Origin of the sequence: Kribbella sp. NPDC023855, assembly GCF_040639475.1 — a bacterium.
Taxonomy (GTDB): domain Bacteria; phylum Actinomycetota; class Actinomycetes; order Propionibacteriales; family Kribbellaceae; genus Kribbella.
The window spans coordinates 355,297-376,477 of sequence record NZ_JBFAAA010000006.1 but is presented as its reverse complement, the minus strand read 5'-3'; the positions used below and the strand labels follow the sequence as shown (position 1 = coordinate 376,477).

The 21,181-nt window shown below is 67.8% G+C and carries 20 protein-coding genes; 7 read left to right on the top strand and 13 right to left on the bottom strand.

The features are described from left to right. Positions 1–23: 23 nt before the first annotated feature. The 4 genes from AB0F51_RS23435 to AB0F51_RS23420 all read left to right on the top strand — a co-directional run bounded on the left by AB0F51_RS23435 (position 24) and on the right by AB0F51_RS23420 (position 3,273). Positions 24–1,196: a sensor histidine kinase gene (locus tag AB0F51_RS23435; RefSeq protein ID WP_360283242.1), complete on the top strand. Its 1,173-nt coding sequence runs from the start codon at positions 24–26 to the stop codon at positions 1,194–1,196. After that, positions 1,193–1,798 (top strand): response regulator transcription factor, encoded by a 606-nt coding sequence (locus AB0F51_RS23430; RefSeq protein WP_360283240.1) that lies wholly within the window; start codon positions 1,193–1,195, stop codon positions 1,796–1,798. The genes AB0F51_RS23435 and AB0F51_RS23430 overlap by 4 nt, the downstream gene beginning before the upstream one ends. Before the next feature lie 54 nt (positions 1,799–1,852). Continuing rightward, entirely contained in the window at positions 1,853–2,947 is a 1,095-nt protein-coding gene (locus tag AB0F51_RS23425) for a sulfite oxidase (protein ID WP_360283238.1), read from the top strand. An 86-nt stretch (positions 2,948–3,033) separates the two neighbouring features. After that, complete coding sequence (locus tag AB0F51_RS23420; RefSeq protein WP_360283236.1) at positions 3,034–3,273, top strand: hypothetical protein; 240 nt, start codon at positions 3,034–3,036, stop codon at positions 3,271–3,273. Positions 3,274–3,279: 6 nt separating this feature from the next. Here AB0F51_RS23420 and AB0F51_RS23415 read toward each other — a convergent pair whose 3' ends face one another. From AB0F51_RS23415 to AB0F51_RS23375, 9 genes are all read right to left on the bottom strand, one after another. After that, entirely contained in the window at positions 3,280–3,756 is a 477-nt protein-coding gene (locus tag AB0F51_RS23415; RefSeq protein ID WP_360283234.1) for a hypothetical protein, read from the bottom strand. Between the two features lie 15 nt (positions 3,757–3,771). After that, positions 3,772–4,326, bottom strand: a complete 555-nt coding sequence (locus AB0F51_RS23410) for a GNAT family N-acetyltransferase (RefSeq protein WP_360283232.1) — start codon at positions 4,324–4,326, stop codon at positions 3,772–3,774. A gap of 42 nt (positions 4,327–4,368) precedes the next feature. Next, complete coding sequence (locus AB0F51_RS23405) at positions 4,369–5,805, bottom strand: multicopper oxidase family protein (protein WP_360283230.1); 1,437 nt, start codon at positions 5,803–5,805, stop codon at positions 4,369–4,371. Then, positions 5,798–6,211 (bottom strand): hypothetical protein, encoded by a 414-nt coding sequence (locus tag AB0F51_RS23400; RefSeq protein WP_360283228.1) that lies wholly within the window; start codon positions 6,209–6,211, stop codon positions 5,798–5,800. Before AB0F51_RS23400 ends, AB0F51_RS23405 begins: the two co-directional genes overlap by 8 nt. After that, positions 6,208–6,654 carry a DUF1707 domain-containing protein gene (locus AB0F51_RS23395; protein ID WP_360283227.1) on the bottom strand — a complete coding sequence of 149 codons (447 nt, stop codon included), beginning with the start codon at positions 6,652–6,654 and terminating at the stop codon, positions 6,208–6,210. Before AB0F51_RS23395 ends, AB0F51_RS23400 begins: the two co-directional genes overlap by 4 nt. 161 nt (positions 6,655–6,815) lie before the next feature. Then, on the bottom strand, positions 6,816–8,177 hold the full coding sequence (locus tag AB0F51_RS23390; RefSeq protein ID WP_360283225.1) for a sugar ABC transporter substrate-binding protein: 1,362 nt from the start codon (positions 8,175–8,177) through the stop codon (positions 6,816–6,818). A gap of 10 nt (positions 8,178–8,187) precedes the next feature. After that, positions 8,188–9,069, bottom strand: a complete 882-nt coding sequence (locus AB0F51_RS23385) for a carbohydrate ABC transporter permease (protein WP_360283223.1) — start codon at positions 9,067–9,069, stop codon at positions 8,188–8,190. Then, the gene (locus AB0F51_RS23380; protein ID WP_360283221.1) at positions 9,066–9,980 is read right to left on the bottom strand and encodes a sugar ABC transporter permease; all 915 of its coding nucleotides are present in this window, start codon (positions 9,978–9,980) and stop codon (positions 9,066–9,068) included. The genes AB0F51_RS23385 and AB0F51_RS23380 overlap by 4 nt, the downstream gene beginning before the upstream one ends. A 24-nt stretch (positions 9,981–10,004) precedes the next feature. Beyond that, on the bottom strand, positions 10,005–12,128 hold the full coding sequence (locus AB0F51_RS23375; protein ID WP_360283219.1) for an alpha-galactosidase: 2,124 nt from the start codon (positions 12,126–12,128) through the stop codon (positions 10,005–10,007). 576 nt (positions 12,129–12,704) lie between these two features. On the opposite strand from AB0F51_RS23375, the gene AB0F51_RS23370 reads away from it, so the two are divergent. Next, the gene (locus AB0F51_RS23370) at positions 12,705–13,937 is read left to right on the top strand and encodes an IS110 family transposase (RefSeq protein WP_360283217.1); all 1,233 of its coding nucleotides are present in this window, start codon (positions 12,705–12,707) and stop codon (positions 13,935–13,937) included. Positions 13,938–14,263: 326 nt separating this feature from the next. On the opposite strand, the gene AB0F51_RS23365 is transcribed toward AB0F51_RS23370, so the two are convergent. Both AB0F51_RS23365 and AB0F51_RS23360 read right to left on the bottom strand, forming a co-directional pair. After that, complete coding sequence (locus AB0F51_RS23365; RefSeq protein WP_360283215.1) at positions 14,264–15,031, bottom strand: nucleotidyltransferase domain-containing protein; 768 nt, start codon at positions 15,029–15,031, stop codon at positions 14,264–14,266. After that, complete coding sequence (locus tag AB0F51_RS23360; protein WP_360283213.1) at positions 15,021–15,938, bottom strand: nucleotidyltransferase domain-containing protein; 918 nt, start codon at positions 15,936–15,938, stop codon at positions 15,021–15,023. The genes AB0F51_RS23365 and AB0F51_RS23360 overlap by 11 nt, the downstream gene beginning before the upstream one ends. 69 nt (positions 15,939–16,007) lie before the next feature. On the opposite strand from AB0F51_RS23360, the gene AB0F51_RS23355 reads away from it, so the two are divergent. Beyond that, positions 16,008–16,580 carry a helix-turn-helix domain-containing protein gene (locus AB0F51_RS23355; RefSeq protein ID WP_360283211.1) on the top strand — a complete coding sequence of 191 codons (573 nt, stop codon included), beginning with the start codon at positions 16,008–16,010 and terminating at the stop codon, positions 16,578–16,580. Continuing rightward, positions 16,577–17,284: a hypothetical protein gene (locus AB0F51_RS23350; protein WP_360283209.1), complete on the top strand. Its 708-nt coding sequence runs from the start codon at positions 16,577–16,579 to the stop codon at positions 17,282–17,284. The genes AB0F51_RS23355 and AB0F51_RS23350 overlap by 4 nt, the downstream gene beginning before the upstream one ends. Positions 17,285–17,352: 68 nt before the next feature. On the opposite strand, the gene AB0F51_RS23345 is transcribed toward AB0F51_RS23350, so the two are convergent. Beyond that, on the bottom strand, positions 17,353–18,159 hold the full coding sequence (locus AB0F51_RS23345) for an LLM class flavin-dependent oxidoreductase (RefSeq protein WP_360283207.1): 807 nt from the start codon (positions 18,157–18,159) through the stop codon (positions 17,353–17,355). A gap of 113 nt (positions 18,160–18,272) precedes the next feature. Next, complete coding sequence (locus AB0F51_RS23340; protein WP_360283205.1) at positions 18,273–20,573, bottom strand: M4 family metallopeptidase; 2,301 nt, start codon at positions 20,571–20,573, stop codon at positions 18,273–18,275. Positions 20,574–21,181 lie beyond the last annotated feature (608 nt).

Sequence of the window (21,181 nt, the reverse complement as noted above, 5' to 3'; positions counted from 1 at the left end):
GACCGACCGGTTAGCGTAAAACCGTGAGCCACCTTCAGCCGCCGACCCGGCCTCCAGCAACCGGAGCCCGGCCGGGCACCGCCGGGTCCGGCGCAGCGCTGGACGAGCCTCGGCGTGGGCTCGGGCTGGGGTGGTTGCTGGCGGGGGTCTGGCTGTTCTTCCTGAACCAGCCCTTCGAGGACATCCTGCGGCACGACGACCTGGCCGAGCAGATCCTCGGGATGACCGGCCTGTTCCTGTTCGCCATCGCGTACCTGTCCTTCTTCGGCTACGCCCGGTTCCGGAGTCTCGCCCGGGCGAAGTCGCCGCTCTCGCTCCGGATCGGCTTCGTCGTCACCCTGCTCGCGCTGGCCGCGCTGATGGTCCCGGCGGCCGGCGACAGCGCCCTGACCGCACTGGTGTTCGTCGAAGCGCTGGGCATGATGGTGTTCCCGCTGCGCATCGGCGCAGCGCTGGGCGTAGGCCTGCTGCTGCTCGCCGAGGCCTCGCTACGACTCGTTCCCGGCTGGCACGACGACGGCACCTACGGCTTCGCGATTCTGCTCGGTGGGCTCGCGGTCTTCGGCTTCCGGCGGGCCATGCTGCGCAGCATGCAACTGGCGGACACCCGGAAAGAGTTCGCCGAACTGGCCGTCCAGGAGGAACGAAACCGGTTCGCCCGCGATCTGCACGACATCCTCGGCCACTCGCTGACCGTGATCACGGTGAAGGCCGAGCTGGCCGGGCGGCTGATCGAGGCCCATCCGGACCGCGCGGCGACCGAGGTCGCGGATGTCGAGCGGCTGGCGCGCTCGGCGCTGGCCGACGTACGGGCCGCTGTTGCCGGGTACCGCGAGTTGAGTCTGGCCGGTGAGCTGGTGTCGGCGCGGGCCGCTTTGCAGGCAGCCGAGATCAAAGCTGACCTGCCGACGGTGATCGACGAGGTACCGGAGGCGCAGCGCGAGTTGTTCGCCTGGGTCGTCCGGGAGGGCGTGACGAACGTGGTCCGGCACTCCGGGGCGAAGAAGTGCACGATCAAGCTGAGCGCGCGGCAGATCGAAGTACTGGACGACGGCAAGGGTCCGACGCCTGCCGGCGGAGCTTCCGGGCATGGGCTGATCGGGTTGCGGGAGCGCGCGGACGCGGCCGGGGCGGCCCTGCAGATCGGGACCGCGCCGGGTGGTGGCTTCCGGCTGGCTGTCAGAGTTGGCCCGTGACGATACGGCTGCTGATCGCGGACGACCAGGCGCTGGTTCGTGGCGCCCTGGCCGCGCTGCTGGATCTCGAACCCGACCTCGAGGTGGTCGCCGAGGTCGGCCGCGGCGACGAGGTCCTCGAAGCAGTCCGTACTGCGAAACCCGACGTGGCCCTGCTCGATGTCGAGATGCCGGGGCTGGACGGCATCGAGGCGGCGGCCGCGCTGCGCGCAGTACCGGGTGTGCGGGTGCTGATGGTGACGACCTTCGGCCGGCCGGGATACCTCCGCCGCGCGATGGAGGCGGGCGCGGCCGGATTCGTCGTCAAGGACACGCCCGCGGCTCAACTCGCTGACGCCGTACGCCGGGTCCACCAGGGCCTGCGCGTCGTCGACCCATCGCTGGCCGCCGAGACCCTGGTTGCAGGGACGAGTCCGCTGACGGCGCGAGAGTCCGACGTACTGCGTGCCGCCCGCGCGGGAGGCACGGTCGCTGACGTCGCCCGGGAGCTCCATCTGTCGGAGGGCACGGTCCGCAATCACCTCTCGGCCGCGATCGGCAAGACCGGCGCCCGGACCAGGGCCGAGGCAGCCCGAATCGCCCTGGACAACGGCTGGCTCTGATGACTCGGGCTGCGTCGTGACCTAGGCTTACAACCGGGGGAAAGGGGCCAGACGATGTCGATCGAACAGTTCAGCGCCAAGGGGCGGCTGGCGGACACCGGCGAAGGAATCACCGGGGATGAGCTGCAACTGGCTGCGCGTAACCACGGGATCCCGCTGGAGGCGCTGCGGTACGAGCTGACGCCGCCCGGCCTGCACTACGTGCTGGTGCACTACGACATCCCGGCCGCGAATGCCGCGAGCTGGCAACTGTCCGTTGGTGGTTGCGTCGAGCAACCATTGGCGTTCGGGCTGACCGCGCTGCGGGCGATGGGGCGGCAGACGGTCCGGGTGACCTTGGAGTGCGCCGGCAACGGTCGCGCGTCGTTGCAGCCGCGGCCGATCAGCCAACCCTGGTTGATGGAAGCCGTCGGGACGGCGGAGTGGACCGGCGTACCGCTGGCCGCGTTGATCCAAGCGGCGGGTGTTCGTGCGGATGCGGTCGACGTGGTGTTCACCGGCGCCGACCACGGGTTCGAGCGAGGCGTCGAGCAGGACTACCAGCGCGGCCTGACGCTCGCCGAGGCGCTCGACTCCGATGCGATCGTCGCCTGGGAGATGAACGGCGAACCGCTGCCGCCGCAGCACGGCTATCCCCTGCGGCTGGTGGTGCCCGGCTGGTACGGGATGGCGAGCGTGAAGTGGTTGCGCTCGATCGAGCTGATCGACCACGAGTTCACCGGCTACCAGAACGCGGTCGCCTACCGGATCCGGCAGGACGCCGACGATCCCGGGGTCGCAATCACCCGGATCGAGCCGCGCGCGCTGCTGATCCCGCCGGGCTACCCGGACTTCATGAGCCGGCACCGCTTCGTCACCGCCGGGCCGGTCGTCCTGCAGGGCCGCGCGTGGTCCGGCTGGGCCCCGATCGAGCGGGTCGAGGTCAGCGTGGACGCCGGCGTCAGCTGGCAGGACGCGAAACTCGATGCTGAGAGCAACGACCTGTCCTGGCGCGGCTTCTCCTACGACTGGCAGGCAACCAGCGGTGAGCACGTGCTGACGGTCCGCGCCCACGACCGCAGCGGACGGGTCCAGCCCATCGAAGCCCCGTGGAACCGCGGCGGCTTCGCCAACAACTCGGCCCAGCGAATCACTGTCCTCGTGCTCTGACGGCGTGTCGGTCGCCGGATCGGCGCCGGGCAGTTTCACCATGGAAGAGCAAGCGCACGGTTTCTCTACACATGGGGATGCGGGCGATGAGCGACCTTGGGACAGAGATCCACCTGCACGCGCGCGTCTTCCGCGCCGGCGGCGACTGGTACGCCGACATCGACGACCACACGGACCCACAACCGGACGACCCCTTCTGGTACGGCTACTACCCGTCCCAGCAGGAAGCCATGGACGCGGCCTGCGAACGCATAGCCGCCCTCCACCGAGCCCGCTGCCACCGAATCAGCCACCAACTGTTGCTAAGAACAACAACCTCCGCCTGACCCAACTCACACCAACAACTGCGCACTGCACCCGGCGCACAGCAACCCGATCACGACACCCAGCAGATACCAGTACCAGTGCATCTCCCAGTCGACGTCCGCCGCCAGGATGTACTCCGAGTCCTCGGGGTCGACGATGACCCCGATCCGGTCGCCTACTGCCGGTCGCGGGTCAAGATCGTTGCCTCCAATGAGCTCGACAGCCACCCCGTCCCCGGGCCGGGCGATCTTGATGGTCACGTCGTCGTACTTGGACCACTTGACCTCCTCCACGGAGACCACGACGGCCTGTTGCACCGGAACGGCTCGGGCCAGACGCTCGTCATAGCGACCGGCGCTGATCCCGATCGGGATGATCGCCAGAGACGCCAGCACCAAGAGCCCGCCGACGGTCCTCCGCAACACCCGGAAGAGCAGCCCCAAGCGACGTCCGAACCGGCGGTCGTGCTGTTCTCCGTCCATTTCCTGGGTAGACGGCGTCATGCTCCGGATGGTTCCTCAGGGGATCGTCTTGGTGACGACCCAGGCGTGTTTGCCGATCTGGCGGTCGCGTTCGAAACCGGCGCGTTCGAACATGGCGAGGGTGCCGTTGTGGAGGAAGGAGCCGGAGGTCTTGCGGTCGGTGGTGTCCTCGGGGTAGCTCTCGACGACACCACCGCCCGCCTTCTCGATCTGCTCGAGCGCACCCGCCAGCGCCGCGGACGCGATGCCGTGACGCCTACGTTTGTTGGCGACGAAGAAGCACACGATCCGCCAGTCGGGCAGCGTGGCGAGCTCCTTCTCGTACGCCCTCCGGTGCTTGATCCTGGTCAGCTCATCGGTCGGACCGTACTGACACCAACCGACAGCCTCATCCCCGTCGAAGACCAGCGCAGCGTGCGCCTGACCGCTCCGCACCCGCGTCTCCTTCGCACCCCGGTTGTCCGGCCCGAAGCCCTCGGGGTGGAAGCCCATACACCAGCACCCACCCCAGACACCCCTGTGCGCCTCGACGAGCCGGGCGAAGTCCGCCCAGGTGCTCGGGTCGAGTGGCCTGACGCTCAGCGCGCTCATGATCCAGGATCATAGAACGATCCATTTCCTTCGATCAATACCTCACTCCGGCTCGTTCCCGTGCTCACCGCCGACCCGGTACGGCGTACTGACGCCCTCGTAGCCCAGATGCGTCATCAACCCCTCCGAGGCGTGCGGCAGGTTGTGGCAGTGGTCCATCCAGACGCCGGGGTTGTCGGCCACGAAGGCGATCTCGTACGTCTCCTTGTCACCGACCTCGAGCGTGTCGATCCACCACGGCGTCCCGCTCGCCGCGACGCCGTTCCTCGACAGCACTACCGCGTGATGCCCGTGCAGGTGCATCGGGTGCGCCTGACCACTGGAGTTGCTGATCTTCATCACCACCACGTCCCCCTCCACGACCATGAACATCGGCACGTCCGGAAACTTCTTGCCGTTGATCGTCCACCACAGCCCCGGTACGCCGTCGAGAAAGCCCGGCCGCCGCCCGATCCGGTACTCGAACCGCCGATCCGCCTTCGCCGGGTCCAGCCCGAGCGGTGCCGGCGCACCGTAGGTCAGCAGGTCGACGGACTCCGATGACAACTTCCCCGTCGGCGGATCACCTGCGCCGAGGTCCAGAGTCGCGGTGCCCGCATCCAGTCGCAGCGCCCCGGCCGCGGGCATCACCACTTCGAGATCCACTCGCGCCCCGGCCGCCAACGGAAACGCGGCCGTCACCGGCGCCGGCCCGGTCAGGTCCCGACCATCCACCGCGATCACCTTGTACTGCGCGCCGATCAGCCCGGTCCGGATGATCGTGTTGTCCGTGTTGATCACCCGCACGCGAATCTTCTTGCCTGGGGCAACATCTACTCGTGACGACCCGGTCCGCCCGTTGATCGTGCGCTTCCCGTCGTAGGTGTGGATCGCCGCGATCACGTCCTCCTCCTGCGCGCCGCCGATCACGATCGTGCCGAACAGCCCGTCGCGCACTTCCTCACTCGACACCTGGTGCGAGTGGTACCAGTAGGTCCCCGCCACGTCGGCCTGGAACCGGTAGACGTGCTTCCCACCCACCGGTACTGCGTCCTGCGTGACGCCCGCGACTCCGTCCTCCGCGTTCGGTACGTCGATCCCGTGCCAGTGCAGCGTCGCGCCGTCCGGCACCGACTCGTTCACCAGCGTCACCTCGACCAGGTCGCCCTGTTTTGCACGAATCAGCGGGCCGGGTGAGGTGCCGTTCAGGGTGAACCCGTCGATCGACTCGCCACTCGCGAGGGTGAACTTCTGCTTCCGCGCGGTCAGCGTGACGGCGACATCGGGCTTGCCGGTCCGCGGCCCGGTGAGGTCCGCGACGCTCTTACCCCCGTGATGCTGGTGCCCGGACGCCGACGGTCCGCCGCCGTAATCGGCGTACCCCATCTCCATCGCCGAATAGTCGTTGGGGACCAGGCTGGTCGCCCAGAGGTACGCCAGCGGTACGAGGACCGCCAGCGTCACCCCGAGGGCGATCAGCCGCCCCTTCCACTTACGCACTGGTCGCGGGCTGAGCCACCGTCGCAGCCCGGCGGGATGCCGTCCCGGCGACACCGGCGATCGCGAGTCCGTTGATGCCGTGCAGCAGGCCGAGCGCCGGGAGTCCGAAGGACACCACGGCCAGCAGGATCTGCAGGACCACCAGGCCGACCACGATCCCGGCCAGCATGCGCCCGCGCGGTACGTCGGTCAGGAACGAGACGATCAGGAACACCAGCGCGAGCAGGGCGATCGCCATCCCGCCCATGCTGTGGTAGCTCTGCCCGAAGTTGCTGTAGTCGGCCCCGATCGTCGCGCCGTCCTCCGCGTCACCGGCGATGGTGAACCCGGCCATCGCGATCGACGCGACCTGCAACACCACCGCCAGCGCGATCAGCGATGCGACCACCCGGTACGCCGCCCTCATGCCCGCACCCCCTGCCGACGCGACTTCGCGATCATCACACCCGCCACAATCAGCAAGAACGGCACCACCGGCGGATGCCCACCCAGCACCACACAAGCCACCGACGCCAGCACCCCAACAACCCCCAACAAAACCACCAACGACACCGGAACCCGCCCACCACGCATCCAAGCCGCCCCGTACTGCGCCCGCCCACCGCCCGCCGACGCCTGCGCTCCAGCCCTCGCCTGCCCACCCGCGTGCCCAGTCCCGGCTGCCTGCTCGCGCGGGAGGTCTTCGAACAGGGCGGCGAGGTCCAGCTGGGTCTTCGCCTGCAAGGCCTCGCCGACGCGCTCCTGGTGCTCCTCAGCGGTCAGCCGCCCCGCCTCGTAGTGCGCGCCCAGCCGCGCCACCGCCTCTTCCCGCTCCCGATCGCCGATCCGAACCGGCTTCTCCTCGTTCATGACACTCCCTCGGTCATCGCAGTTCTCCGACTGCACCGATCGTGTCGCCCACCCCGCCCCCGCCGCGTCCCCTCCACGGCGACACCTCTCCTACTCCCCGCGGAGTACACGCCCCTGACCGAACCCGCAGTCAGGGGCGTGCCGAGTGGTGGTTCAGGCTGCTAGGAGCTGGCCGAGAGGATCTCGTTCACCTCTTCGTTGGCCTTGGCCAGCGACGAGGGCTCCGCCTGGAAGCCGACGACCGCCTCCATCGCCGGGGTCATCACCGCGGAGACGTCGGCCGCGTTCGGATTCGCCGGGAACGGGAACACGTTGCCCGCCTCCACCGGCTCGAGGAACGGCGTCACGTCCCAGCCCGCCTTGGCGAAGGTGTCCTTCGCGGCCGGCATGCTGGCGGTCACCGCGGGGAAGACGACTCCGGCCTTGGCGACGATGTCCTGCGCCGGTTGCGAGCCGAGGAACTTCACCCACGCCCAGGCCGCCTCCTTCCGGGTCGTGCCCGCCCAGATGCTGTCGGCCAGCCCGTTCATCATCGACATCCGCTTGCCGATCGGCCCTTGCGGCAGCCGGGCCAGCTTCGTCTTCACCTGCTTGAGCTGACCGTAGGTACCGAGCATCCACGAGCCGTTCGGGGTGATCGCGTACCTACCCGCCCCGAACGCCGCCGTCGCCGAACTGTCGATCCCCGACTTCGCCTGGGAGAGGCTGGGCATGTACCCCTTGGTGATCAGCCCACGCCACCACGCGATCGTCTCGACGAACTTCGGGTCGTCGTAGAAGAACTTGGTTCCCCACGGCTCGCCCTCGGAGTACTTCCAGCCGTTGCTCGCGGCGTACCAGCTCCAGCTGGTCTGGCCGTCGGCGCCGCCGGCGTCACCGAAACCGAGGCCGTAGACCTTCACGTTGTTCTTGTCGAAGCCGGGCTGGTCGCCGCGGCGGCCCTTGGCGTCGACGGTGAGCCGGGCGACGATCTGTTCGAAGGTGCCGCCGTCCTTGGGGTTCCAGGTCATCGAGTTCAGCTGCTCGGTACTGATCCCGGCCGCTTCGGTCATCGCGCTGTTGTAGAAGTAGACCTCGGTGTCCCAGTCCTTCGGCAACCCGTACCGCTTGCCGTCGGCACCGACCCAGCGGTCCGCGAGGCCTTTCTGGTAGATGCCGAGGTCAACGTTGTCCTTGGCCACGAACTCGTCGATCGCGAGCAGCTGTCCCTTGTCCGCGAACAGCGGGTACTTCGACGAGTGCGAGGTGAACACGTCGGGCGCAGTACCGGAGATGAAGCCGGTGACGAGTTTGTTCCAGTAGTCGGCCCAGCCGTTCTGCTCGATCCTGACCGAGTACTGCGGGTTCTGCTGCTCGAACAACTTGGCGCACTCGCTGTACATCGGCAGCTGGGCGGAGTCCCACAGCCAGTAGGAGACCTCGCCGGGCGGCCGGTCGGCGGCACCGTTGTTGCAGCCGGCCACCGCCGAGGCGGCGAGGCCCGCGAGTCCGGCCTTCAGGATGGTGCGGCGTGAAATGCTCATCGTGGACACCTCACTTGATCCCGGAGAAACCGATGGAGTTGGTGATCCGCTTGGCGAACACCAGGAAGAGCAGGATCATCGGCAACGCGGCGATCAGCGTCGCGGCCATCAGCCCCGCCCAGTCCGGACCGCCCTGCGGCGTCTGCGACCGGAAGATGCCGAGGGCAACGGTCAGTACACGCACCTTCTCCTGCTGGCCGACCAGCAACGGCCAGAAGTAGTCGTTCCAGGAGTTGATGTAGGTCAGGATGGCCAGCGTGGTGATCGGCGCGGCGCTCATCGGGATGATCAGGCCGAAGAAGATCCGCCGGTGACCGGCACCGTCGATCATCGCCGCCTCCTCCAGCTCCCGGCTGATGCCGAGGAAGAACTGGCGCAGGAAGAAGATCGCGAACGGGGTCATGAACGCGCTCGGCAGGATGATGCCGGCGAAGCTGTTCAGCAGGCCGAGGTTCTTGATCAGCACGAAGTTCGGCAGCGTGGTGAAGATCGGCGGCACCATCAGCGCGGCCAGGAACACCGCGAACACCTTGTCCCGGCCGGGCCAGCGCAGCCGGGCGAACGCGTACGCCGCCATCGCGCTGAAGAACACCTGGCAGACCGTGGTGACGGTTGCCACCACCAACGAGTTGCGCAGGTACAGCCAGAAGTTGACCGAGGCACCGGAACCACCCTGGGCCTGCGCCTCGGCGACCGTGGACAACCCGAGCACCCGCTTGAAGGCGCCCAGTGTCGTCTCCACCGGCAACAACGAGCTGGCGTTGCCGGCGAGCTGGGTGTTGTTCGACAGCGCAGTACGGAGCATCCAGTAGAACGGGAACAGGGTCAGGAGCATCAACACGATCAGGCAGGCCCACGCGACGATGCGGCCAGGATTGAGTCGCAGCCTCATGCCAGATCACTCTCCTTGGCCCGCAGCAACCGCAACTGCAGCAGGGAGATGATCGCGAGGATGGCGAACAGCACCATCGCCATCGCGGACGCGTAGCCGAAGTCGAACCGGGTGAACGCCCGTTCGTAGATGTAGTAGTAGATCACCCGGGTCGCGTTGATCGGCCCGCCCTGGGTGGTCACCGCGACGGTGTCGAAGATCTGGAACGAGCCGATCATGGTGACCACCAGGACCATCACCAGGACCGGACGCAGCAGCGGCAGGGTGATCCGCCAGAACGTCTTCATCTCGGTCGACCCGTCCATCTCGGCCGCCTCGTAGACGTACTTCGGAATCGTCTGCAGCCCGGCGAAGACCAGCAGCGCCGTGTACCCGGCGTGCCGCCAGACGTTGATCCCGGCGATGGTCGGGATCGCCCAGTGCGAGTCACCGAAGAAGGCGACCGGGTCGACCCCGAGCCAGGTCAGGCCACGGTTCACGATGCCGATCTGGTAGTCGAGCATCCAGTACCAGACCAGCGCGACCACGACGTTCGCCACCAGGTACGGCGCCAGGATCACCGCCCGGACCGTGATCGACTGGGTCAACCGGTACATCAGCATCGCGATGCCGACCGCCAGCACGGTCTGCAGCCCGATGTTGATCACGACGTACTCGACGGTGACGACGAGCGCGTTCCAGAAGAAGCTGTCGTGCAGCATCCGGTCGTAGTTGGCCAGCCCGTTGAACTCCGGGGCGGACAACAGGCTGTACTCGGTGAAACTGAGGTAGGCACCCCGCAACGTGGGCCAGATGTAGAAGACCACGAAGCCCAGCGTCGCGGGGGCCAGGAAGATCATCGCGACCTTCAGATCCCCGTACCTTCGTCGTTTGCGTGCTACGCCGCTCGGCGCACTCGTCGTCGTGGTCACGGGGCATCCTCCTCGGTCGGTGGCTCAGATCCCTTGGACGTCCAGCAGGACTGCGCTCTCGGGCCACTGCGCCGGCACGTGGACGCCGACCGACGCCAGCGCGGCGCCGTTCAGTTCCACCGTGCCGCCGTCGCGCCACCACGGCGTCGAGTGGCGGCTCTCCGGGCCGGGCGTGGCGATCTTGCTGACCCGGTAGACCCGGTCCTTGGTGAGACCCGGCAGCCGGACCCGGCCGACGTCGGAGGTCACCGACTGGGCCAGCTGCACCGCGGAGTACACGGCGCGCGATCCGTCCTGCGCGACCACTCCGTGCAGCAGGAAGTCGTCCGAGCCACGATCGGCGCGGACCACCTTGCCGGTGTGCAGCAGCGGCCGCAACTCCTTGTGCAACGCGACCCAGCCTGCCAGTTCCTCGCGCTCCTCGGCGGAAGCCGCGCTGATGTCCCACTCGATGCCGAAGTGGCCGAACAACGCAGTTGCGGCCCGGAATGCGAGGCTCTGCGTCCGGCCGGTCGTGTGCGCCTTCGGCGGGCCGACGTGGCAGCCGATCAGCTCCGGCGGTAGCAGCAGTTGGGTGTAGCGCTGGATCTTCTGCCGCTCCAGTGCGTCGTTGCTGTCACTTCCCCAGACTCGGTCGGTCCGCTCCAGGATCGCGAGGTCGACCCGGGCGCCACCCGACGAGCACGACTCGATCTCCAGGCCAGGGTGGCGGCGCTTGAGCTCGTCCAGCAGCCGGTACACGGCAAGAGTCTGCTCGTGGACCCCCGCAGTACCGGTCTGTTGGTTGCCTGCGTCAACGAAGTCGCGGTTGTGGTCCCACTTGAGGTAGCTGATGTCGTACTCGTTCAGCAGCGAGTCGAGTCGCTCGAGCAAGTAGTCGTACGCCGCCGGAATGCCCAGGTTGAGGCCCTGCTGGTGGCGGGCGGTCGGTGGCATCCGGTTGCCGGTGGCAAGGATCCAGTCAGGGTGCTCGCGGGCCAGGTCGGAGTCCGGGTTGACCATCTCCGGCTCGACCCAGAGGCCGAACTGCAGCCCGAGTCCGGTGACGTGGTCGACGAGCGGGTGCAGCCCTTTCGGCCAGATGCTCTCATCGACGTACCAGTCGCCCAGGCCCGCATGGTCGTCGCGGCGGCCGCGGAACCAGCCGTCGTCGAGTACGAACCGCTCCGCACCCACTTCGGCGGCCGCGTCGGCGAGTGCCTTCAGCTTGTCGAGATCGAGGTCGAAGTACACGGCCTCCCAGGTGTTCAGCACCACCGGGCGGTCGGTCTTGGGGTGCGTCTCGCGCGCCCGCAGGTAGTTGTGGAAACGGGTCGACACCTCGTCGAGGCCGACGCCGTACGAGCCGTAGATCCATGGGGTGCTGTAGGACCCTTGCGGTTCCAGCCGGCCTTCGCCGGGAAGGAGGAGTTCGCCGCCACCGATCACGGCGTACCCGCTCATGCCGCGTTCGGCGTACGAGCGGTGGTTGCCGCTCCAGGCGGTGTGCACGGCCCAGATCTCGCCAGTGCCGAAGTCGAAGCCGCGGGTGCCGGCGATCAGCAGCAGCGTGGCGTCGGCGCCGGTGCGGCCGCGGCGATTGTCGCGGATGTGCGCGCCCTGCGTGAACGCGTGCCGCTGCGGGTGCCGCTCACCGATGTGCCGACCGGTCATGTCGAGCAACTCGGTCGCCTCGGTCGGCACCGGCAACGCGAGCACCAGACCATCGACCGTGTACGCCGAGGCGCCGGTGTTCGTCAGCTCCGCCTTGGCCCGCACCAGCCCCGAGTCGTTCAGCTCGATCGCGAGCGCGAGGCTCAACCCAGCCTGTGGGTCGGTCGCGGTCACCTGGACTTTGTTGCCGGTCTGCGCGACCTCGGTGAGCTGGAACGAGGCGGAGAAGTCCTGCCCGTCGCGATGCCCACTGAGCCCGGGTAGCCCGAACCAGCCCGCGGAGTACTCCGGGATGATCGCCACCGGCAGGTTGTCGTCCAGCCCATTACCGGCCTGTACTGCGCCCGCCCCCTGCCGGAGTCCGGCCAGAGCCGCGTCGTCCAGCGGCCCGAGATCCGCACCCCAGTGCAGCACAGACGGAAGAGCCGGCCCAGAACAATCCAGCACAAGGCTGACCCCCGCCGAGCGGAGCTGCAACACCTCGATGTTCGACACTGTTGATTCACTCTGCTTTCTGATTGTTTTCAGGTCGAAACTATTTCCCCATTCCCGCCGGGTGTCAATAGCTTCACACAGTAAAGTAAGCCCGTGTGTGGTAATCCCCCACGCCGGCGCCGCCGCCCGCTCCTCCGTCGCGTGCGCGCCCGCTAGCTCCCACCCACCCCTGAGGCGCTGGCTCCTCCGTGGCCAGCTTTGAGAACTGCGAGGTGGAAGCCCAGCGCCGCGCGGTCATGTAGTGCGCCAGCGCGGAGCCGCCGCTGCGGGGCTGCCGTCCTGGGCGGCACCCCACGCCGGCGCCGCCGGCCGCTCCTAATGGGGGTTGCCGGGTTGCCGTCGGGCAGACTCGGAATTGGTAAGCCGCTGGCGGGTGAGCACTGGTCGCTCCTGGACGTTGGAGTTCTAGACGTAGAGCGTGCCCCCGCTGGTGACCGGGAGAAGTTGATCGCTGCTGGGATGTCGTGCCCGGCCTGCCGTGTGGTGGGGGCGTGAGCACTGGTCCATTAGGTCGCTGACGGTTCTCCCGACCGGCTTGCTGCTGGTGACTGGCATCGGAGTGTGGGAGAGCGCGTGGTGAAGGTTTTCGTGGGTGATGACTGGGCCGAGGAGCATCACGATGTGGAGGTGATGGACCCTGCCGGGCGGGTGCTGGCCAAGGCGCGGCTGCCCGAGGGAATGGCGGGGATGACCCGGTTCCACGCGATGGTGGCGGCCCAGTTCGGTGATGCCGATCCCGACGAGGTCGAGGTCGTGGTCGGGATCGAGACCGACCGGGGTCCGTGGGTGGCCGCGCTGGTCGCCGCGGGCTACCGGGTGTTGGCGGTCAACCCGTTACAGGCATCGCAGTACCGCAAACGGCATACGGTGTCGGGCGCCAAGAGCGACGCCGGCGACGCGCACATGCTGGCCGACATGGTCCGGACTGATTCCCACCAACTGCGCCCGGTGGCCGGTGATTCCGCCGAGGTCGGGGCGATCAAGGTCGTGACCCGGATGCACAAGACATTGATCTGGGAACGGACCCGCACCGGTCAGCGGTTGCGGCACGCGTTGCGGGAATACTTCCCCGCCGCGCTCGAGGCGTTCGACGATCTGGACGCCGCCGACACGCTCGAGCTGCTGGCCAAGGCACCCGACCCGGTATCAGCGGCCCGGTTGACGACCACACAGATCACCGCCGCGCTCAAACGCGCCCGCCGCCGCGGCATCGACGCGAAGACCGCGCGGATCCAGGCCGTACTGCGCGCCGAACAGCTCGACCAGCCCGCAATCATCACTGCAGCCCATGCCGCCTCGACCCGCGCGCTGGTCGCGGTCCTGGTCGTGCTCAACGAACAGGTCACGACGCTGCAGGGCGAGGTGGAGGCACATTTTGGCCGGCACCCGGCCGCTGAGATCGTGTTGTCCCAGCCCGGTCTGGGACCGATCCTCGGCGCCCGGGTGCTCGCAGAGTTCGGCGACGACCCCGACCGCTACGCCAGCGCGAAAGCCCGCAAGAACTACGCCGCGACCAGCCCGATCACCCGCGCCTCGGGCAAGAAGAAAGTCGCCCTGGCCCGGTTCGTGCACAACGACCGGCTCATCGACGCCCTCCTCAGCCAGGCCTTCACCGCCCTCACCGCCTCACCCGGAGCACGCGCCTACTACGACAAACAACGAGCCCGCGGGATCGACCACAACCCCGCCCTGCGCCAACTCGCCAACCGCCTCGTCGGCATCCTCCACGGCTGCCTCAAAACCCAGACCCTCTACAACGAAACCACCGCCTGGCAACACCAAAACCACCCCGAACAACACGCCGCTTGACACCCCTAACCCCTGGGATGTCTACGTCGCGTCCGCGTCCGCTCGCTCCCACCCACCCCGAGGCGCCGGCTCCTGCGTCGCCGGCTTGAGAAGTGCGAGGTGGAAGTCCGGCGCTGCCCAGTTGCCGTCAAGCGGCGCCGAGCGCGACGCGGAAGCCCAGCGCTAAGGGGCGGGCCCCGTCGGCCCTGCGCGTTGCCGTCAAGGGCGGCCCAGCGCCGGCGCGGAGACCCGACGCTGCGGGGCTGCCGGGTGGGGTGCACCCCGCGCCGCCTCCGGTGTGCCGAGCGACAGGAGGTAGTCCTGTCGTTCGGCACACAGCAACGCGGTCAGTCGGTGCGTAAGCGCGCCCGCACGACGAAGTCATGCAGTGCGGCGTCCGCGGAAGGCCGTTCAGGGAGCTTGGAGTCGGTCTCGGCCTGGTCGAGCGTTGCCTGGAGAGTCGTCACGTCCCGCTCGAGTTGCTCCGCGGATGGCCCGACGAGGGGTGCATGCTCGGCCTCGGCCTTTGCGGTCATCAGCTCCGGTAGGTACGCGGGCGCCTCAGCCAAGGCGATCAGCTCGCGCAGGTCCGCCTGCACCTCGCCGGTTCGCATCAGGTGGATGCCGGTCAGCAGGACCCGGAACGTGTAGAGCAAGGGTTTCAGTTCGCGCTTCTTGCTGAAGAAGTCCCACTGGGTGTTACCGAAGCCGCGGTAGTGATGCGCATGCCACCGGGTCAGACAGCCGGGCGCCAGAGCGACCAGCTCCTCATGCTCCGGGGTAGTCGCCACGACGAGCGGCGACAGCAGTTGCTCGAGCACATATCCGTTGCGGCGAAGCATCAGGCGGACGAATTTCGTCAGGTCGTGCGTCACGAGGTCGACCTCGGCCTCATTCTGGAACCAGGTGCGGTCCAGCGTCTCCGGCCCGGTCGTCAACCCGATCACTTCCTCGACCGGCAGGAGGTGAACGCCCCGCAGATCCACGTCGGAGTCGCGGCTCGGGAAGCCGTACAGGTGCGCCCCGGAGACGGTTGCGAAGAGCAAGCGGTAGGGCTGGTCGGTGATGATGGAGCGGAGTTCGGGGTAGTCGAGCTGGCGCATGTCACGCGTCATGGATGCTCCTCCTCCGGACCGATCTGAGCCAAGCGTCAACCTTAGCCACATCGGGCGTCGCCGGAAGAACTGTTTTTTGCAAGGCATTCTCGAGCTCTGCATGCAGGTTGAGTCGCCAGCGCTCGACCTCCTCCCACGGGATCTCGCCGCGCTTCACAGCCAGCAGTCGCTCGCGATGCGGGCCGACGTCAACGACCAGTACGCCGTCGACCAGCAAGGTGCGGGCCGAGAGCAACAAGCGGATCAGATGCATCACGTGCTTCCACTTCGGCGAACCGTCTCGCCGGAAGTCCGCTTCCAACTTCTTGAACTGGCTCAGCACGTAGCCGGAGTACGTCTGATAGGCGAGCTGCGACAAGAACGATCGCCGCAACGCGACCAGCTCCTCACCGAGCGGCGTCTGCTTGACGACCAGGGGTGAGTGGATCACTTCCAGCAGATTCGGGTTCGCCTTGAGCGCCAACTCGCAGAACCGCTCGACCTCCCACGAGAACCACTCCTCGTCGGGCCCGTCGACATGCATCGGCGGCTTGCCGAGCGACCAGAACGCCTCCGTCGGCGCGACGTACACCCCACGCGTATCCGTATCCGAACCATCCGTATCCAGCCCGAACGCCCGCGACCCCACCACCGCCGCATAGATGGTGTGCTCCCGCACCAGCCGATCCCCATCCGGCTGATCCATCGCAACTACTTCACTCTGGTACGCCGTCCGCAAACTCAACTGATCCCGCTGCGCCGTCGCCTCCCGCCCATCAACCAGCCGCACGACATACCGCCCATCAGCAGTAACCCCGCTGACCCGCCCAGTCGCCCCGCGCTGCGCAGTACCCCCACCCCCATCCGGCCGCTCAACCCGCAACACCACCTGAGTCCCCACCGGCAACCGCGGCCCCTCAAACCCCATGCCGCCATCCTCCCTCACCGGTCGGTCCTCTTATTGACAAATTTTACTGTCAATATCACAGTGGTCGATATGAGGTTGTTGGAGGAGCCGGAGAAGGTGCGGGCGGCGTTGTCGCCGTTGCGGCGGCGGTTGCTGGATTTGTTGCAGGAGCCTGCGTCCGGGACTCAGCTCGCGGCGGCGTTGGAGTTGCCGCGGCAGCGGGTGAACTACCACTTGCGGGAGCTTGAGAAGGCTGGGCTGGTGGAGCTGGTCGAGGAGCGGCAGCGGCGTGGGTGTGTTGAGCGGATTCTGCGCGCCACCTCCGGCTCCTTCGTTGTCGACCCGGCCGTCATGGGTCGTGCCTTCAGCCGGCTGGGGGATCAGTACGCCGCCGAGCATCTGGTGGAAGTTGCCGCTGGCACCGTTCGCGACGTGGCCCGGATGCAGAACAAGGCCGATGCCTCGGGCAAGCGGCTGCTGACCTTCACGCTCGAGACCGAGGTTCGGTTCGCCGAGCCCAGTGACGTCCATCGATTCACTGACGCATTGACCGAGGCGGTCCGGCAGGTGGTCGAGGCCTTCGACGCCGAGGACGGCCGGCCCTACCGGCTGATCGCCGGCGGCCACCCCGCGCCACGTCGTACGGAAGGAGAGAAGTCATGAGCGAGCAGACTCCGCAGATCGTGGTGACTGTGGCTGCGCCGGTCGAGGCGGTCTGGGATGCCCTGCGGGACAAGGAGAAGATCCGGCACTGGCACGGCTGGGAGTTCGACGGGCTGGACGCCGAGGTCGAGCTGATCTACTTCACCGAGGCCACCGCGGACAGCGAGACCCGCACGCTGGAGGTCCAGGGCGGCGACCGGTTCGTGGTCGAGCCGTTCGAGGGTGGTTCGCGGATCACCCTGACCAGGGCACCGCACGCCGACGATTCGGAGTGGGAAGCGTACTACGACGACATCACCGAAGGCTGGATCACCTTCATCCAGCAACTCCGCTTCGCCTTGGAGCGGCACCCGAGCGAGAGCCGGCGGACCCGCTTCTACTCCGGCGCGGGCAAGGTCGGTCCGGCTGAGCAGTTGGGTCTCGACGCAGCCGCCGGTACGCCGTACCAGGCTGACCTGGTCGGTGAATCGGTCACTGGGCACGTGTGGTTCCGGTCCGAGCACCAGGTCGGGCTGACGGTCGACCAGTGGGGCGACGGGTTGCTCGTACTCAGCCACATCGGTCCGTCCGACCAGAAGCCGGACGGCGCCGCAATGGCCGTCCTCACGTTCTACGGCCTCGACGACCCAGCCCGCGAGCAGATCGACAAACGCTGGCAGGACTGGTGGTCGGCTCGCTACCCCAGCAACGAGGAAGCCAGCTGACCGATGTCCCCGGCAACCACAACCGATGCTCTCGGCAACCACAGTGGTTGCCGAGAGCACCTTCAAGCTCAGAGGGCTGACTGAAGCTTCGCGGCGCGCTCGTAGCCCGCTTCCCAGCCATCGGCACCTGGCACCAGGATGACCCGCTCCACGCCCGCTTCCGCGTACGCCGCGAGCTGGTCGACCGCCTTGGCCTGGTCGTCATCGAGCTGCGCACCCACGATGGTGACGGTCGGTCGCGGCCGGCCGTACCCGGCGGCCAGCTCCTCCAGCGCGGCGATCCGCGCGGGCACGTCATCGACAGCGAGCCCGATCGAGATCCAGCCATCACCGAAGCGGGCGGCTCGGTCCAGCGCCTTCTTTCCGTCGCCGCCCACCAGCAGCGGCGGCACGGTGGCACCAGGTGCAATCGCAGCTTCCAGCCCTTCGGCTAGCTGAACCTTCCGGCCGGCAATCAGGTCAGGAAGCACCGCCAGCGCCTCATTCGTCCGCCGCCCCCGGTCCTCGTACGACGTACCAGCCGCTCGCCAGCCGACGTCGCCATGCGCCGGGTTTCCCGTTCCTACGCCGAGTAGAAGCCGGTCGCCTGAGACGTACTGCAACGAGGTGACCTGCTTCGCGGCCCACGCAACCGGCCGGAGCGCCAGCAGCATCACGCCGTACCCGACCTTGATCCGCTCTGTCACCGCTGCGGCCGTCGTCAGCGCCACCGTGCTGTCCAGCATCGGCGCACTCGCGATCAGATGATCTGTGGACCACACCGACTCGACGCCCGCCTCTTCGGCCAGCCGCGCGGCAGCCCGCACATCGCCGAGGATCGGCCGGCTCGGGTCCGGTGTGGACGTCGGAAGAATCAGCCCCAGTTTGATCGTCATGCCAGTGCCAACACGCGCTGACGCCGATCTCTTCCGGAACCGGCCTGCTGCCAGTGGGCCAGCTCCCCGGCAACCTGTCGGAGGCTGCCGGGGAGCTGGTTCAGGCTGTCAGGTCAGCTCAGGTTGAGGCTCGTGTCGTCGACGACGAAGGACGTTTGCAGGGAACTGTCCTCGACGCCGGTGAAGGTGATGGTGGACGTCGTGCCGGCCAGGGCGGACACGTTGAAGGTTCGCAGCTGGTAGCCGGTTGCCTCGTTGAGGTTCGAGTACGTCGCCAGGGTGGTCGCGCCGGCCTTGACGGTCAGTTTGTCGTACTGGGTCGACGTGGTGGTTTCGGATGAATCGATGTGCAGCCAGAACGACAGGGTCGCGGTGCATCCTGCCGGGATGGTGACGGACTGGCTCAGGGTGTCGGTGTGGCTTGAACCGTAGCCGTCGAGCCAGGCCTTCCAGGTGCCGCTGTGGGTTGCCTGGCCGGACTGGTTCGTGACCACGCCGGCTGTTGCCGACCACGGTGCCGGAGTACCGGTCTCGAAGCCCGGGTTACCCAATAGTTGCCCGGAGCAACCTCCGCCGCCACCGGTGATGGTGAAGGTGAAGGACGCGGTACCCGACCCGCCGGCGCTCGCGGTCGCCGTCACGGTGACGTTGTAGGTGCCCGCTGCGGTCGGAGTACCGGAGATCGTGCCGGTCGACGAACCGATGGAAAGACCGGCCGGCAGGCCGGCTGCCGACCAGGTGTACGGCGCGGTGCCGCCCGAGGCCGTCAGCGTGAACGACGCGATCGGGGTCCCGACGGTCCCGGTCTTGTTGCCCGGGTTGGAGACCGTGACGCCACCGGTCGGCGTACAGGTCGGGTCAGCCGTCTGTGCCGGAACGCTGACCGCGTCCCACGCCGCCTTCACGGTGTTGAACTCGGTGCAGCTGCCCGGGAACAGGTTCTTGGCCGCGGTCAGCGTCCAGGTGCGGTACTTCAGGTACGAGCTGGTGCTCGTCTTCATCAGCATCGCGTTGTACATGATCCGCATCGCCTTCTGGATGCCGATGCCGGTCACCGTCGAGTTGTTGCAGGTCGGGCTGGCCGGCGTCGCGTTGCTGCCCTGGGACAGCAGGTAGAACCAGTGGTTGCCCGGTCCGGCGGCCGCGTGCACCTCGGTACCGGGGATCGAGCTCGAGTAGCAGTTCGGGTCGCCGAGCGCCGACGGGTTGTACATGTTGCGGATCGGCCCGCTGCCGACGAGGTTGACCTCTTCACCGATCAGGAAGTCCGGCGGGTCGTACGCCGACGACTGGTTGCTGTAGTACTCCGTGGCCGTGCCGAACGTGTCGGCGACGAACTCCTGCGTACCCGACCGGGAGATACCGCCCGGGGTGTGGTCGTCGATGCCGTGACCCATCTCGTGGGCCACCACGTCGATCGAGCTGATCCACTGACCGGCGGTGTTCTTGCCGATCTGGACCTGGGTGCCGTCGTAGTACGCGTTCTGGTCGTTCAGGCCGACGCGGATCGGCCAGGCGCCGCCGTTGCCGTCCATGCCGTTGCGGCCGAGCCACTCGGTCAGCATCTTCTTCTCGGTCTGCGCGGCGAAGAGCGCGTCGACGCAACCGGTCTCCTTGCTGGTCCCGTTCCCGTTGCCCCAGATGTCGTCCGGGCCGGTGAACGTGGTGTTGTTCGCCGAGTCCTGACAGGCCAGGTTGGTGGTGACCGGGTCCTTCATCGAGAAGGTGCTGCCGGACTGGGTGGTCGCCAGGGTCAACGGGCTCGGCCCGCTGTAGAACGCCGTACCGCTGCCGGCGAGCACGTGCTCCTGAGTGCCGAGCACCTTGCCGGTGGCCGCATCGACGTACACGGACAAGCTTGAAGGTCCTTCGGTACTCCGGCCGCTGACGCGGGACTGCCAGGCCAGTCGCGGGGTGCTGCCGAGGGCGTACACGGCCAGCGTCGGCTGGGTGCTGGAGGTGACCGTCTTGAGTTGCTTGGTCGCGGTCTTCGCGGCGGTCGCGGCGGTGATGCCGGCCTTCGTCGCGAGGTCCGGAATTGGGCTGGTCTGGGCGACTGACGTGGCGCGGACGGCGCCGGTCGCGTCGGTGACGACGACGAAGTCACCGCCGACGACCGGGAGTCCCTTGAACGTGCGCTCGTACGGGACGTACTGCAGGCCGGAGGGTTCGGAGATCACTGGTTTGGCGACGAAGCCGTCGCTCTTGCCCGCGTGCAGTCCGGCCGGCCGGTTCGCCACCAGGGTCGAAGCGGCCCGGGCCGCGAAGACCTTGGACTCCGCCGGTGACGGCCTGGGTGGTGCCGCACTCGGCGCGGCGCTGGAGGCTGGACTGAGTCCGGCGAGGCCGGCCAGAGTGAGGCCGGCGATCGCCACGACGGTGGCGGGTTTGCGGGAACGCTGGAACAAGACCATCTGAGTGGTCCCTTCGCGAAGTGGTGCTGGGCGGGTTGCGCCACGCCGAGCTGGCAGGCGGCTGCACCACCTCCGCCTGGAACGCTCCGGCTCCCCACCCGGCGTCCTGCGCCACACCTCCCCTCCTCCACCGCCGGTGGAGCGCGCGCCCGGACACTATGCCCGCCACATTTCCCCGGCAAGACGCGGAAATGCCGCTGACACCAACACGCCAAGTGACTGCGTTGTCACCGTCCGGACAATCGCTTTCCTGAGGTGCTCTCCCAGAAGAAGAACAGAATTCGAAGCTGCCTGGCCCGGCCCCTGCCCACAGCGAGGCCGCTGTCGATCTCCGACGGAGTGCTGCCGACTCCACCCCGCCTGCAGTAACCCTCCGGCAGAAGGAGCCCCGCACCCGGCACCCACCGCGCGACGCAGGAGCGCGCCCTCCGCGCGACGCAGGAGCGCACCACCACCGCGCGACGCAGGAGCGCATCCCCACCGCGCGACGCAGGAGCGGAGAGACGGGTGGGTGGGAGCGCCCAGAGCGGCGGCGGGGGCGTGGGGGCATACGTAGTACATGACGAAGCCCCGGCAGTAACCCGCCGGGGCTTCGTCCAACTTTTCAG